Below are 14,154 nucleotides of genomic sequence, written 5' to 3' on the forward strand. Positions count from 1 at the left end.
CGGGCCCTCACGACCCTCCGGGCGGTGCGTGCCTGCCGTGGACGTCACACGTCCCCGCGCCGCGCACCGTCCGGAGCCCTCGCACCACCGCACCACCTGCACGATGAGTTCGCCTCGGGCCGTCCCCCGGGTCGTGCGCCTCGCAGCATCCCAAATCCCGCAATCACGAGAGCTCCACGCGGGTGCCCCTGTGAACCTTGGGAGTCAGGCACCATGACCCAGCAGTCCGTAGAACCCAGGACGAGCGCGGAGGACGCGGGCCCCGGCTCGCGTGTCCCCGCCGGACGCTCCTGGCTCGACCGTTACTTCCACATATCCGAGCGGGGATCGACCGTCGCGCGCGAGGTGCGCGGTGGCGTCACGACCTTCATGGCCATGGCGTACATCCTCCTGCTCAACCCGCTCATCCTCGGCGGCAAGGACGTCGACGGCCAGCTCCTCGGCCAGTCGGGCCTGATCACGGCCACCGCACTCGCGGCGGCGGCCACCACCCTGCTGATGGGCTTCGTCGGCAAGGTGCCCCTCGCGCTCGCCGCCGGCCTCAGCGTCTCCGGGGTGCTCGCCTCCCAGGTCGCGCCGGCCATGACCTGGCAGCAGGCCATGGGCATGTGCGTGATCTACGGTGTGATCATCTGCCTCCTGGTGGTGACCGGGCTCCGCGAGATGATCATGAACGCGATCCCGCTCGCGCTGAAGCACGGCATCACCATCGGGATCGGGCTCTTCATCGCCCTGATCGGCCTCGTCAAGGCCGGCTTCGTCCACCAGGGAGCGGCGACCCCGCTCTCCCTCGGCCCCACCGGTGAACTCACCGGCTGGCCGGTGCTCATCTTCGCCGTGACCCTGCTGCTCATCTTCATGCTGCAGGCACGGAACGTGCCCGGCGCGATCCTCATCGGCATCGTCGTCGGCACGGTCGTCGCGATCGTCGTCAACGCCGTCGGTGACATCGACCCCAAGTCCTGGAGCAGCGGGCCCCCCGAGCTGAGCGGCAGCGCCGTCTCCTCGCCGGACTTCTCGCTCTTCGGCGACGTCGAGTTCGGCGGCTGGGGCGACGTGGGCGTCATGACGGTCGGCATGATCGTCTTCACCCTCGTCCTGGCGGGCTTCTTCGACGCCATGGCCACCATCATCGGCGTCGGTACCGAGGCGAACCTCGCCGACGACAAGGGCCGCATGCCGGGCCTGTCGAAGGCACTGTTCATCGACGGCGCGGGCGGTGCCATCGGCGGCGTCGCCGGCGGCTCGGGCCAGACCGTCTTCGTCGAGTCCGCCACCGGGGTCGGGGAGGGTGCCCGCACCGGGCTCGCCTCCGTCGTCACCGGACTCTTCTTCGCGGCCTGCCTCTTCTTCACCCCGCTCACGGCGATCGTGCCGGCCGAGGTGGCCGCCGCCGCGCTGGTCGTCATCGGGGCCATGATGATGCAGAACGCCCGGCACGTGGACTGGTCGGACCGCTCGGTCGCCGTGCCCGTCTTCCTCACCGTCGTCCTGATGCCGTTCACTTACACCATCACCACCGGTGTCGCCGCCGGCGTCATCTCGTACACGGCGATCAAGCTCGCCCAGGGCCGGGCCCGCGAGGTCGGTGTCTTCATGTGGGTCCTGACGCTGGTCTTCTTCGTCTACTTCGCCCTGCACCCCATCGAGAGCTGGCTGGGCGTCAGCTGACGCCCGCCGCGCCCCCTTTCCCCGTCGTAAGGAGACACGCCATGCTGGACATCGCCGAGGAGCTCCACCGGTGGGTCGGGCAGGGACGCGAGTTCGCCGTGGCCACCGTGGTGGCCGTCGGCGGCAGCGCGCCCCGGCAGCCGGGTGCCGCGCTCGCGGTGGACAGCGACGGCACGGCCGTCGGTTCGGTCTCCGGCGGCTGTGTGGAGGGCGCGGTGTACGAGCTGTGCCGGCAGGCGATCGCGGACGGCACCACCGTCCGCGAGCGCTTCGGCTACAGCGACGACGACGCCTTCGCGGTCGGTCTGACCTGCGGCGGCGTCATCGACATCCTGGTCACACCGGTGCGCGCGGACGACCCCGCGCGCCCGGTGTTCGCCGCCGCGTTCGCAGCCGCCGCCGGGGGGACGGCAGCCGCGGTCGCCCGGGTCACCGAAGGCCCGGCCGGGATGCTCGGCCTGCCGCTGCTCGTGCACCCCGACGGTACGTACGAGGGCGGGCTCGGCGGGCACGCCGAGCTGGACCGCACGGCCGCCGCCGAGGCGCGGGCGATGCTCGACACCGGCCGTACCGGCGAGATCGTCATCGGCGCCGAGGGGTCCCGCTGCGGCAGCCCCCTCACCCTGCTCGTCGAGTCGAGCGTCCCCCCGCCCCGGATGATCGTCTTCGGGGCCATCGACTTCGCCGCCGCCCTGGTGCGGGCCGGCCGCTTCCTCGGCTACCGCGTCACGGTCTGCGACGCCCGCCCCGTCTTCGCCACGGCGGCGCGCTTCCCGGACGCCGACGAGATCGTCGTCGACTGGCCGCACCGCTACCTCGCCACCACCGACGTGGACGCGCGTACGGTGCTCTGCGTCCTCACGCACGACGCCAAGTTCGACATCCCCCTGCTGGAGCTGGCCCTGCGGCTACCGGTCGCCTACGTCGGCGCGATGGGCTCGCGCCGCACCCACCTGGAGCGCAACGAGCGGCTCCGCGAGGCGGGGGTCACCGAACGGCAGCTGGCCGCGCTGCACTCGCCGATCGGACTCGACCTGGGAGCGCGCACCCCGGAGGAGACCGCCCTCTCCATCGCTGCGGAGATCGTCGCCGAGCGGCGCGGGGGCAGCGGCCTGCCGCTCAAGGGCGCACACACCCCGATCCACCACGAATGCGGACAGCCGCTCGCCTCGGTGGCCTGAACCCGGCCGGCAACAGCGCCTCCGGACGGGCGGGTTGCCGCCACGGCGGTTTCACGCCAGGGGTGAAGCCGTCCGCAGCCCCGGATTTACCGGTAGATCAGCTGCATGACATTTTCCCTCTCCTCCGTTCCCGGCCGGGCGAGACCCGCTCGCGCGGGACGCAGGGCGCTGCTCGTAGCGACCTCGGTCGCCCTCGTGAGTGGCGTCATGCTTCCCGCGGCGGGCTCCGCCACCGCCGCCCCGAAGCCGTCGACCGCCGAGAACCGCCACGGATCCGGGGCGGTTCGCGACTACGACATCACGCTGGTCACCGGTGACGTCGTCCACTACACGGACGGCGCGGGCAGCCAGGACACCGTCACCGTGGACCGCCCCGACGGTGCCGAGGGCGGCGTGCACGTGCAGCAGGCCGGGGAGGACATCTTCGTCATACCCGACGAGGCGACCGCCCTGATCGCGGCCGAGAAGCTGGACCGCCGGCTGTTCAACATCTCGACGCTGGTCGAGATGGGCTACGACGACCGGCGCTCCGGCGGCATCCCGCTGATCGCGACCTACCCGGCGAGCACGGCGCGCTCGCTGCCCGCCGCCCCGCGCGGCAGCAAGACCGTGCGCCGGCTGGAGTCGGTCAACGGTGCGGCCCTGAAGGCCGACAAGGACGACGCCCGCGCCTTCTGGAGCGACATCTCCCGTACGGGCAAGAGCCGTTCGCTGAACAACGGCATCGCGAAGCTGTGGCTCGACGGGAAGGTCGAGGCCGCGCTCAAGGACTCCGTGCCCCAGGTCAACGCGCCGCAGGCATGGGCGGCCGGCTTCGACGGCAAGGGCACCACGGTCGCCGTCCTGGACACCGGCATCGACGCCACGCACCCGGACGTCAAGGACCGCGTCAAGGAGTCCAGGAGCTTCGTGCCGGGCGAGGAGGTCGACGACAAGCACGGTCACGGCACACACGTCGCCTCCACCATCGCGGGTTCGGGCGCCGCCTCGGACGGCGTCAACAAGGGCGTCGCCCCCGCAGCCGACCTCATCGTCGGCAAGGTCCTGAGCAACCAGGGGTCCGGCGCCGACTCGGGCATCATCGAGGCGATGGAGTGGGCGAAGGCCGAAGGCGCCGACGTCGTCTCCATGAGCCTCGGCTCCAGCGTCCCGGACGACGGCACCGACCCGATGGCGCAGGCGGTCGACGCCCTCTCCGCCGACGGCGGTCCGCTGTTCGTGATCGCCGCGGGCAACGCCTACGGGGCGGGGACCATCGGCGCGCCCGGGTCCGCCGCGAGCGCGCTCACCATCGCCGCCGTCGACAAGCAGGACGGCCGGGCGAACTTCTCCTCCATGGGGCCGCTCGTGCGGTCCTACGGGCTGAAGCCCGACCTGTCCGCACCCGGCGTCGACATCAACGCCGCCGCCTCGCAGTCGGTCCCCGGTGTCGAGGGCATGTACCAGCAGATGTCCGGTACGTCGATGGCGACCCCGCACGTCGCCGGCGCCGCGGCCATCCTGAAGCAGCGCCACCCCGAGTGGTCCGGTCAGCGCCTCAAGGACGCGCTGATGAGCTCGTCGAAGCGGCTGCCCGACTACACGCCGTACGAGCAGGGCACCGGGCGCCTCGACGTCGAGGCGGCCATCGACACGACGATCGAGGCCACCGGCTCCGTCGAGGTCGCGTCGTACGACTGGCCGCACAGCGCCGAGGACGCCGTCGCGGAGCGGACCCTCACCTACCGCAACACGGGTGACAACGACGTCACGCTGAAGCTGGCGACCGACACGGACGCCGCGGCCTACACCCTGTCGACGTCCGAGCTGACCGTCCCGGCCGGCTCCACCGCCGAGGCCGTCCTCTCGATCGACCCGTCGAAGGTCGCGAACGACACCCGGTTCTCCGGCCAGGTCGTCGCCACCGACGCCTCCGGCACGACGGTGGCCCACACCGGCTTCGCCGTGAACAAGGAGCAGGAGCTCTACGACCTGACGCTCCGTCTCCGGGACCGTGCCGGCGAGCCGATGGACGGCACCGTGGTGTTCGCCGCGCTCGGCGACCCGCAGCTCGGCCTCGTCCAGGTCTCCGGTGAGACCACGCTGCGGCTGCCCCCCGGCAACTACACCGCCTGGACCTCCGCCGACGTCGACGGGGACCGTGCCGACTCACAGGCCGTGGCGTTCCTCGCGGCCCCCGAGACGATCCTCGACAAGGCCACCACGGTCACCCTCGACGCCTCGAAGGCCCGCAAGGTCAGCGTGCGCACCCCGAAGGAGACCGAGACGCGGCAGCTGCGCTACGACATGGCCCGCACGTCGCCCGAGGGCATGGTCCAGCGTGACGCCTACCAGATCCCGCCGGCCTACGACCAGTTGTGGGTCAGCCCCACGAAGAAGGTCACCCAGGGCGACTTCAGCTTCCTCACCCGCTGGCGCCAGGGCGAGGAGCTGATCGACCTGACGGCCGACGGCCACGACGTCCCGGTCACGGTGCAGAACGGCTCGGTCGTCGCCGAGGACAGCGAGCAGAGGCTCACCGGTGTCTTCGCGGGCAACGGCGCCGCGGCCGACTACAAGGGCCGCAGCGTCAAGGGCAAGGCCGTCGTCGTCACCCGCAGTGACACCGTCCCACCCGCCGAGCGGCTGGCCAACGCGGTCGCGGCGGGTGCGAAGGCACTCTTCGTCGTCAACGACGGCCGTGGGGTCGCGATGGAGAGCTACGTGCCGTACGGCGAGCAGACCACCATCCCGGTCGCCTCGGTGCAGAAGATCGCGGGCGAGACGCTGGTCAAGGCGGCGCAGCGCGGCAGGACACTCTCGCTGGACCAGAAGAAGTTCGCCTCGTACGTCTACGACCTGGTGGACCGTCACGACGGCACGGTCCCGGACCGTTCGCTGGCCTTCGCCCCGTCGACCCGGCAGCTCGCGAAGGTGGAGAACACCTTCTACGGCCACAAGGAGACGCTCGGCGGCGGCTACCGCTACGACATCCCGGACTACGGACCGGGCCTCGGCTTCGAGGAGTACGAGAAGTTCCCCGGCACCCGCACGGAGTGGGTCAACCCGCTGCCCGGCGCCTCCTTCTGGTACGAGAACCACTCGGTGCTGAACGCCGACTCCGGCACGGCGCACGAGGTGCGCAGCGCGGAGCTCGACTACACGGCGGGCCGGACCTACCGCGACGAGTGGTTCGCCCCGGTGGTCGGCCCCCGGCTCGGCACCGGGTACTGGGGACCGTTCCGCACCGCGTACAACGACGTCCAGTTCAACATCACGCCGTGGACCGACTCGGGTGAGGGCCACTCCGGCTCGATGCCGGAGAACGAGTACGACACCACGTCCTACGCCTTCTACCAGGGAGACACCCTGATCAAGAAGGGCGCGGGCCGGGCCGGTTACGCCTGGGACCTGTCCGCCGAGAAGGTGCCGTACCGCCTGGTCATCGACTCGGTGCGCGACGAGGCCACCTGGAAGACCTCGACGCGGACGCACTCCGAGTGGGGCTTCGTCTCGGGCGCCCTGCCCGAGGGCACCCAGCAGGCCGACATCCCCCTGCTCCAGCTCGACTACGACGTGGACACCGACCTGGCGGGCGACGCCAAGGCCGGCAAGCAGGTCGAGGTCGGCATCGAGTCGGGCACGCAGGCCTGGCTGGACGGCGCCGTGAAGGCGACCAGGGCCTCGCTGTCGGTCAGCTACGACGAGGGCAGGACCTGGAAGGCGGTGGAGCTGCGCAAGGGCTCGTCGGGCGAGTGGAACGCGAAGTTGCGGACACCCGCCAAGGGCGCGGACTCGGTCTCGCTCAAGGCGCACGCCGAGGGTCCCGGCGGCCTGGTCGTCGACCAGGAGATCATCAAGGCCTTCGGCCTGAAGTGACCCGCTGAACGGACCCGACCGAGGTGGTCCCGCATCCCCGCCCGGGGATGCGGGGCCACCTCGCCGTGCGACCGGCCACCTCGCCGTGCGGCCCGCACCGGCCCGCTCACCGCCCGAAGCGTGCCAGGCAGTGCCACACCCGCTTGAGGTCCTGCTGATCGTGCTGCCCCGACCGCGCCGCCTCCCCGATGATCCGCGCGTCGAGGAATCCGCCGACCGCGAGCGCGGCACCCAGCTCGACGTACTCGGGGCCCCGGTAGCCGGGGCGGCGCCGCAACTCCTCGACGGAGAGCCGGAACCCACCGTGCCATTCGACGGGGCAGGGCAGCGCGCGGGCCGCCTCCTCCACAGCCGTTCCCCGGAAGCACGGGTCGAGGACCAGGGCCTCCACATCGCGGTCGAGCCGGACCGGGGTGTGCACCTGCGCCTCGACGTAGTCGTCCAGGGCATCCGCCCCGTCCGCCTCGGCGAGGGCGACGAGCCGGCTCCCGGCAGCGGCCACACCGAAGTCGGAAGGCTCCAGGAAGCTGTCCGGGTAGCAGAACGTGGCGTGCTCCAGGGCCCCTGAGTCCAGCCTGATGTGCGCGGAACCGAACCGGGGAGCCGCGCCGTACGGGGAACGGCGGAAGTCCAAGGCTCCGTACACCGGGCGTTCGTGTGCGCTCGCACCGTCGTAGGCGCCGCCGAAGATGCGGCTCTCCCAGCGCCACCGGTCACCGCCGGGGTGGGCGGTGAGGCCGCCGTTGCTGGTGCCGGTCACGAACTGGGAGACGTACACGCCGTCCTCGGCCAGTCGTTCCAGGACCGTACGGCCACCGCTGACCCGGTCCGGGTGGAAGTTCATCGTCACCCGCAGGGACGGATCCAGCGGCGGACCCTTGGACAGCGAGGCCACGTGCGTCAGTGCGCGCGTCCGGGCCGTGTGTATGTCGGCGCTCATCGGCCCAGTCTGCCGGAGCGCCGACCACGGGGCTCGCGCGTTCAGCGGCGGCGGGCCGCCTTCTCGCGTGCCTTGCGCCTCGCCACCGTGTACGTCGACCAGTCGCCCCGGTGCCGGTCGCACCGCGACGCCCCCTTCATCGCCAGCCGTTGGCAGCGTGTGCCCTTCTGGGTGAGTGCTCCACACGTCGGCTGCGTACGAGCCATGTCCGACCGCCCCCTGAGCTCTGCCGTCCTGCCGGCCCTCTGCCGGCAGTGCCCAGATTCGCCCGGGGGAGCGGTGCGGGGGAAGGCGCACCCGGGACCCGTGGGTGCGCACCGGAGTGCGTGGGCGGTCAGACGGTGGCGTCGCCCTGCCCGGCGGCATCGGCCTGCCGCTGCTCCTCGACGCGCCGCTTGGCCTCGTCCCAGCTGATCGGCAGGAGGCCGACCGGTGCGTCCCAGAAGGTGAACGTCGACGACCGCATCGTGGGCCGGAGGGCGGTCATGATGCCGCGGTGCGGCTCCGTCCGGGCGTAGGCGTGGAGGGCGTCGCGGCTCTCCCAGGCGGACAGGGTGTAGAAGACCCGCCTGCCGGGCTGGGCGATGAGCGAGGCACCGAAGGCTCCCGGCGCGGAGCGCACCTGCTTCCACGCCGCCAGTGACTTCAGGAAGAAGCGCGGTACGTCGCGCAGCGAGCGGACCTCGAAGCGCGAGGCCATGACCACGGTCGTGCCGTCGGAGGGAGGAGGCTGGGGAGTGACCCACGGAAGCGTCGGCATCGCACTACTCGCCTTCAGTATGGATAGTGGTGCTGTCTGCTCTCCATGTTAGGCGGGAGTGCTCCCGCCTGTCGGTGAATTACGGGGAACGGTTCACCCGGCCGACGGACCCGGGGGCATCGGCCGCGCCCCGCTCCCGCCGGCCTCCCGGCGGGAGCGGGGCGGGACGCGGGGCGCGGTGATCCGGCGTCAGCGTCCGGACTGCAGCGCCTTCCAGGTCTCGGGGCCGACGCTCCCGTCGGTCCCCAGCGCCCGGGCGCTCCGGTAGTCGCGGACCGCCGTGTCCGTGAGCGCCCCGAAGGCTCCGTCGGCCGTCACCGTCCGGCCCAGGGCTGCGGTCAGCGCCCGCTGCACCCGCTTCACCGCGTCGCCCGAGGAGCCCTGGGCGAGGGCCGGTGTCGTGCCGGCGGAGAGCAGCGCGGTCCAGGTCCTGGTGCCGACCGTGCCGTCGGGGGTGAGGCCGCGCGCCGTCTGGAAGGCCTGTACGGCGCTCCTGGTGGTGGCGCCGAAGACGCCGTCCTCGGCGCCCGCCTCGTAGCCCTGCTGGTTGAGCAGGCTCTGGACCGCCTTCACCTGTGCGCCCGTCGAGCCCTGCTCCTGGGGTGTGTACGCCGCGAAGCTCTGCGCGTCCGCCCCGCCGGCCGAGGCGCCGACGAGCTGCATGTAGTACGTCCAGTTCCAGTTGACGCCCGGATCGGTGTGGTCGTTCCCGGGCGCCTCGCTGTGCCCGATGATGTGCGACCGGTCCTTGGCGATGCCGTACCGGTCGCAGAGGTACTTCGTCAGTGCCGCCGAGGACCGGTACATCGGGTCGGTGAACCACGACGGGTTGTCGATGAAGCCCTCGTGCTCGATGCCCAGCGACGAGGCGTTGGCGCTCTTGGCGTGGTAAGCGGTGTCCTTGTCGCGCACCATCTGGGTGATCCGGCCGTCCGAGGAGCGCACCACGTAGTGGGAGCTGACCTTCGAGACGGGATCCTGGAACCAGCTGATGGTCCCGGCGTACGAACCCTGCGCGACGTGGATGACCACCTTGTCCACCGTCGCCGTACGCCCCGTGGCGAAGTTGGCGGAAGCGGCGGCCACCCAGAGGGCCGGCGGGTAGTCCGGGCTCTGCGCGGTGACGTCGGCCTTCGCGAGCGGGCCCTTCTCGGGGGAGACCGGGCGGGAGGTGACCGAGATCCGCTCACCGCCGGCGACGGTCGCCCGCAGGCCCTGCGCGAGGAAGGTGTAGACGGTGTCCGCGTAGAGGGCGGCGACGGCCCCCTCGGCCTCGCTGTAGCGGGCCACCGCCGGGTACCAGGCGTCGATGTCGGCCCGCTCGGCCTTGTCCAGGCCCAGGGCGTCCGCGTGGTTCCGCAGCACGGCCGCGCCGCCCAGGATGTTGGCCGGGGTGTCCTCGCGGAGATCCGCCGTGGACCTGCCCGTCAGCGAGGCCGCCTTCTCCAGGGAGTGGTTGACGGGGTTGCTGGCGAGGTGCATCACGCCGTAGCCGTTGTCCTGGCTGGGGAGCCCGGCGTGACCGTCCAGGTGGGTCTCGCCGTAGCCGACGGCGGCGAGCAGGTCACGCGGTACGCCGTACGCCGCGGCGGCCTGCCGGAACGCGCGGTTCATGGGGTCGGCGCCGACCGGGGCGGCGCCGGCGGGCTGGCCGGCGGTGACCAGGGCGGTGGCGGTGAGGGAGGCCAGAACGGCTGCGCGGCCTCGGGTGTGGCCGACGGGGCGTCGGGGCATGCCTGCTCCAGGTTTCGTGGGGGAGAGGAAGGCCCCCGGACCCGGAGTGGGGTGGGCCGGGGGCCGTTCGAGCCCGCACAGGCTATCCATGTGATTAACACATGGCGGTGCGCTCCCGGGCGTGTCCAAATCCCTGTCACTCCAATGGATTTGAGCCTCGCTCCACGGCTCCCCGGCGGGCCGCCGCTCCGCTCCCGGGCCCGGCGGCCCGCCGGTGGTGCTACCAGCGGTCCCGGTGGATGACGTCGGCGACCGGGCGGCGCCGGACCGGTCCGAAGTTGCCCTGCGGCCACCCCACCGGAATGGCGGCGAAGGTGTGCGTGTCCGAGGGGATCCCGAGGGCCTTCTTCCACTCCTGCTCCAGCATCAGGTGCCAGATGGTGACGTTGGCCGCGAGCCCCAGGGCCCGCGCCGCCAGCAGGATGTTCTGGACGCCCGGATAGACGCAGGAGCCCTCGGCGAGCGCCTGGAAGCGCGTCTGGGTGTTCGTCATGTGCTCCAGACCCGCCGGACCGAGCGACTCGGCGTAGACGCCCAGCCCCTCCTCGTCGAACCGGGGCTCGGGGAACTTGTAGCACGGGATGATCAGCGCGGGGGTGTCCGCGAAGTGGTCGCGCTGGTGCTCGATCGCCGCCACCATCCGCCCGTACGCGGCGTCGGGCATGCCCGCGGGCGCGTGCTTGCCGGTCGTCGCGAGGTAGGCGTCCACACACCGCTTCCACAGGGGTGCCAGCTCGGCCATGACCGCGCGGTCGGTGACGACCACGTACTCGTAGCACTGCATGTTGCCGCCGCTGGGCCCCCAGACCGCGGCCTGTATGAGCTGTTCGAGCGTCTCGTCCGGCACGGCGTCCGGCTTGAGGCGGCGCATGGCGCGCATGGTCGACATGGTCGGGAAGAGGGCGGGCCCGTCGGGGGAGGGCGCGTCTGAGTACACCGTTTCGAAGGTCATGATCGCGGAGTTTACGGCTCAAGCACCGGCGCGGGGAGCCCTGTTGGCGTCCGCGTTCCGGCTGGGCCCGGCGCAGGTCAGCGCCGTCGTCGAGCCGAACCGGTGCGCCGGTCGGCGGGACCGGGCGGCGGACGGTGTGCGGCGGGCGGGGCGGCCCCCTTCGCCCCCGGCGCGGAGCTCCCTTCGCCCTTGGGGTGGGAGTCGCGCAACTCGGCTTACGGGGCATTCCAGTTGGGCCGGGCGGATCCGTCCTGGCGCTCCGTCACCCTCGTGTTCCGTTCCGCGTCGGGGAGGCGTATCCGTACGTCCGTGCCCATCGGCCGATCCGCTGCGGCGCGCCGGATTCGCACACCTGGACGTCCCCCCTCCTCACGGGGGAACGGGGGCCGGGAAACCGGCCTCGAAGGCGTATAAAGGGTCCCTCCCGAGCAGCCGGCGTCCCCCGATGGCCACCTCACCCCCCACGCGGCCGGCGTCACCGCGTACCGAGAGCGCAGGAGCGTCCGCATGAGCACCTCGGAAGAGATCAGCGCCTTGCTCGTCACCAGGTTCGGAACCGATCCGGGGGCCATCCGGCCCGAGGTGCCGCTCCGTCAGCTGAGGCTGGACTCGCTCGCCCTGGAGGAGCTCCGGCTCCTCATCGAGGACCGGCTCGACATCGATCTGGAGGACGTCGTCCTGTCGTCGCGCGACACCGTCGGTCACCTGGTCGCGGCCGTGCGCAGCAAGGCCGGCGCGTGACGGGCCGGGGGCCGTACGCGCGCAGGGGCCCGCGGCCGGGCATCGAGCCGTTCAGCGCCGCGGTCACCGGCATCGGCCTGGTCACCGCCGCCGGAGTCGGAACCGACGCGGCCTGGCACGGGGTGTGCGACACCGCGACCGTCCCCTCGGTTCCGCACCTGCCGGAACTGGAGGGGCTCCCCTGCGACTTCATGTACACCGTCGACGGCCTGGACACGAAGGCGCTCCTGGGCGTCGCGGCCCAGCGGCTGATGGACCGCTTCTCGCAGCTCGCCGTGATCGCGGCCCGTGAGGCGGTCGCGGACGCCGGGCTCGACCCCTCGGTCTGGGACAGCGGCCGGGTCGCCGTCGTGATCGGCTCCGCCCACGGCGGGCTGCCGTTCTACGACGAGCAGCACACCACCCTCACCGAGCGCGGCGCGCGCCGTGTCTCCCCGAAGCTCGCGCCGCTGAGCGTCGTCAACGGCGCCGCCAGCAGCGTCGCCATGGACCTGGGCGTGCACGGCCCGAGCCAGGCCGTGTCCACGGCCTGCTCGTCCGGGACCGTGGCCATCGGCACGGCCCACCAGATGCTCCGCGCGGGGGCCTGCGACATCGTCGTCGCGGGCGGCGCCGAGTCGGTCCGCTCCCGGCTGCTGATCGCCAGCGCCTGTCAGATGAGGGCGGTCTCCACCCGCCGCGACGATCCGGTGGCGGCCTGCCGCCCCTTCGACACCCACCGGGACGGGTTCGTCGTGGGTGAGGGCGCGGGACTCCTCGTCATGGAACGCCCCGAGCACGCGCGCGCCCGCGGCGCCACCGTCCGCGCCCGTGTCGCCGGCTACGGGGCCTCCAGCGACGCCCACTCCGCCGTCGCCCCCGATCCCGACGGCCTCGGCATCGAGCGGGCACTGCGCACCGCCCTGGCCGACGCGGGCATCGACGCCTCCGACATCGGCCATGTCAACGCCCACGGGACCTCGACCGTCGCCAACGACCTCATCGAGTCGGTCATGCTCCGCCGCGTCCTGGGCGAACACCCCCTCGTCACCTCCACGAAGGCCATGACCGGGCACACCCTGGGCGCCGCGGGCGGCATCGAGACGGCCCTGACCGTCCTCGCGCTCCAGCACCAGCTCGTCCCGCCGACCGCCAACCTGGACGCCCCCGACCCCGCGATCCCCGTCGAGGTGGTGAGCAAGGAGGCCCGGCGCGCCGTGTTCGACTGCGCCGTCAAGACGTCGCTCGGGTTCGGCGGCCACAACGCGGCGCTCGTGCTGACCAGGGCCTGACGGGAAGCGAGGAGCACCATGCCCGAAGAGATCATCCGTTCCCTGACCGTGGACGGACTGCGTTACGGCTACCGCGTCCTGCCCCGCGATCCGTCCGCCGGCGGCGCACCCGCCACCGAACCGGTCCTCGTCATCGGCGGCGCGCTGCAGGGCATGTTCGGCTGGCCGCAGATGGACGACCACCTGGGCCCCGTGGCCGATGTGGTGACCGCCGACCTGCCCGGCATGGGCACGGCCGACCCCCTGCCGCCCGGCCCCGGCGCGCCGGTCCTGCGTGCGGCGGTCACCGGGATCCTCGACGACCTGGGCATCGCGAGGGTCAATCTCTTCGGCTTCTCCTACGGGGCCTCCATCGCCTTCGGCTGTGCGCGGCACGACCCGGGGCGCGTCGCCAGACTCGTCCTCGGCGGTGTCCCCACCCACATCGGTGAGGACCGGCGCGCGTACTGGCACCGGGCGACGCAGGCGCTGGCGGAGGGGGACGCCGAGCGCTTCGCGTCGCTGGCCGCCGACGGGCTGATGTGCCTGGACCCGGCCCGCCCCGTGCACCGGAGGGAGCTCGCCCGGCGCTACGTGCGACGCTCCTTCCTGCACGCGCTCGCCCACTCGGAGCACGCCGCCGACTCGCTGCGCCGGGCACTGGGGGACATGCCCGACTTCTCCGGCGGTCTGTCGGGCGTACCCGCCCTGGTCTTCGCCGGGGAGCACGACACGGTGACCTCGCCCGAACTGCAGCGGGAGTTCGCCGGGACCATCGAGGGGAGCCGCTTCCTCACGCTCCCCGAGTCCGACCACTGGGTCGTCCTGGAGCGGGCCGACGAGGTCGCGTCCCTCGTGACCCGCTTCTTCACCGACCAGCCGGTCGACGCGGTCGCGCACCTGCTCCCGCACCAGGCGCGGGCCGGGGAGGCCGTTCCATCGGATTCCACACCCGTATCGCCCCCGGCCCCCGGCGCGACCGCACCGCGTACGGCACCGCGGTGAGCCGGCCGGCCGTCACCGCCGTGATCCCGGCCGGCTTTCCCGGGCGGTGCTCCGCACCGGCG

Annotated in this window: 10 protein-coding genes; 6 read left to right on the top strand and 4 right to left on the bottom strand. The window is 72.4% G+C overall.

All coding sequences use genetic code 11. The features are described 5' to 3' along the window. Positions 1-213 precede the first annotated feature (213 nt). The 3 genes from OG488_RS30535 to OG488_RS30545 all read left to right on the top strand — a co-directional run bounded on the left by OG488_RS30535 (position 214) and on the right by OG488_RS30545 (position 6,710). Entirely contained in the window at positions 214-1,671 is a 1,458-nt protein-coding gene (locus tag OG488_RS30535; protein ID WP_329234606.1) for an NCS2 family permease, read from the top strand. 41 nt (positions 1,672-1,712) lie between these two features. Beyond that, the gene (locus OG488_RS30540; RefSeq protein WP_329234610.1) at positions 1,713-2,852 is read left to right on the top strand and encodes an XdhC/CoxI family protein; all 1,140 of its coding nucleotides are present in this window, start codon (positions 1,713-1,715) and stop codon (positions 2,850-2,852) included. A 105-nt stretch (positions 2,853-2,957) separates the two neighbouring features. Next, a complete protein-coding gene (locus OG488_RS30545; RefSeq protein ID WP_329234614.1) occupies positions 2,958-6,710 on the top strand; it encodes a S8 family serine peptidase in 3,753 nt (1,250 codons plus the stop codon). 106 nt (positions 6,711-6,816) lie between these two features. Here OG488_RS30545 and OG488_RS30550 read toward each other — a convergent pair whose 3' ends face one another. From OG488_RS30550 to OG488_RS30565, 4 genes are all read right to left on the bottom strand, one after another. Then, positions 6,817-7,650: a DUF3626 domain-containing protein gene (locus OG488_RS30550; protein ID WP_329234618.1), complete on the bottom strand. Its 834-nt coding sequence runs from the start codon at positions 7,648-7,650 to the stop codon at positions 6,817-6,819. Between the two features lie 334 nt (positions 7,651-7,984). After that, on the bottom strand, positions 7,985-8,410 hold the full coding sequence (locus OG488_RS30555) for a DUF3291 domain-containing protein (RefSeq protein ID WP_329234621.1): 426 nt from the start codon (positions 8,408-8,410) through the stop codon (positions 7,985-7,987). 189 nt (positions 8,411-8,599) lie between these two features. Further along, positions 8,600-10,144, bottom strand: a complete 1,545-nt coding sequence (locus tag OG488_RS30560; protein ID WP_329234625.1) for an N-acetylmuramoyl-L-alanine amidase — start codon at positions 10,142-10,144, stop codon at positions 8,600-8,602. Positions 10,145-10,364: 220 nt separating this feature from the next. Beyond that, the gene (locus OG488_RS30565; protein ID WP_329234628.1) at positions 10,365-11,096 is read right to left on the bottom strand and encodes a nitroreductase family protein; all 732 of its coding nucleotides are present in this window, start codon (positions 11,094-11,096) and stop codon (positions 10,365-10,367) included. 507 nt (positions 11,097-11,603) lie between these two features. Here OG488_RS30565 and OG488_RS30570 point away from each other — a divergent pair. The 3 genes from OG488_RS30570 to OG488_RS30580 are packed head-to-tail and all read left to right on the top strand — an operon-like array spanning position 11,604 to position 14,092. Beyond that, positions 11,604-11,837, top strand: coding sequence for an acyl carrier protein (locus tag OG488_RS30570; protein ID WP_329234631.1), 234 nt, complete (start codon positions 11,604-11,606; stop codon positions 11,835-11,837). Next, positions 11,834-13,108, top strand: a complete 1,275-nt coding sequence (locus OG488_RS30575) for a beta-ketoacyl-[acyl-carrier-protein] synthase family protein (RefSeq protein ID WP_329234634.1) — start codon at positions 11,834-11,836, stop codon at positions 13,106-13,108. Before OG488_RS30570 ends, OG488_RS30575 begins: the two co-directional genes overlap by 4 nt. 18 nt (positions 13,109-13,126) lie before the next feature. After that, a complete protein-coding gene (locus tag OG488_RS30580; RefSeq protein ID WP_329234637.1) occupies positions 13,127-14,092 on the top strand; it encodes an alpha/beta fold hydrolase in 966 nt (321 codons plus the stop codon). The last annotated feature ends 62 nt before the right edge of the window (positions 14,093-14,154 follow it).

Origin of the sequence: Streptomyces sp. NBC_01460 (assembly GCF_036227405.1) — a bacterium.
Taxonomy (GTDB): Bacteria; Actinomycetota; Actinomycetes; order Streptomycetales; family Streptomycetaceae; genus Streptomyces.

Excerpts from the sequence above, each read along its gene's own strand:
- OG488_RS30535 (WP_329234606.1), top strand. The coding sequence starts at position 214 with ATGACCCAGCAGTCCGTAGAACCCAGGACGAGCGCGGAGGACGCGGGC.
- OG488_RS30540 (WP_329234610.1), top strand. The coding sequence starts at position 1,713 with ATGCTGGACATCGCCGAGGAGCTCCACCGGTGGGTCGGGCAGGGACGC.
- OG488_RS30545 (WP_329234614.1), top strand. The coding sequence starts at position 2,958 with ATGACATTTTCCCTCTCCTCCGTTCCCGGCCGGGCGAGACCCGCTCGC.
- OG488_RS30550 (WP_329234618.1), bottom strand. The coding sequence starts at position 7,650 with ATGAGCGCCGACATACACACGGCCCGGACGCGCGCACTGACGCACGTG.
- OG488_RS30555 (WP_329234621.1), bottom strand. The coding sequence starts at position 8,410 with ATGCCGACGCTTCCGTGGGTCACTCCCCAGCCTCCTCCCTCCGACGGC.
- OG488_RS30560 (WP_329234625.1), bottom strand. The coding sequence starts at position 10,144 with ATGCCCCGACGCCCCGTCGGCCACACCCGAGGCCGCGCAGCCGTTCTG.
- OG488_RS30565 (WP_329234628.1), bottom strand. The coding sequence starts at position 11,096 with ATGACCTTCGAAACGGTGTACTCAGACGCGCCCTCCCCCGACGGGCCC.
- OG488_RS30570 (WP_329234631.1), top strand. The coding sequence starts at position 11,604 with ATGAGCACCTCGGAAGAGATCAGCGCCTTGCTCGTCACCAGGTTCGGA.
- OG488_RS30580 (WP_329234637.1), top strand. The coding sequence starts at position 13,127 with ATGCCCGAAGAGATCATCCGTTCCCTGACCGTGGACGGACTGCGTTAC.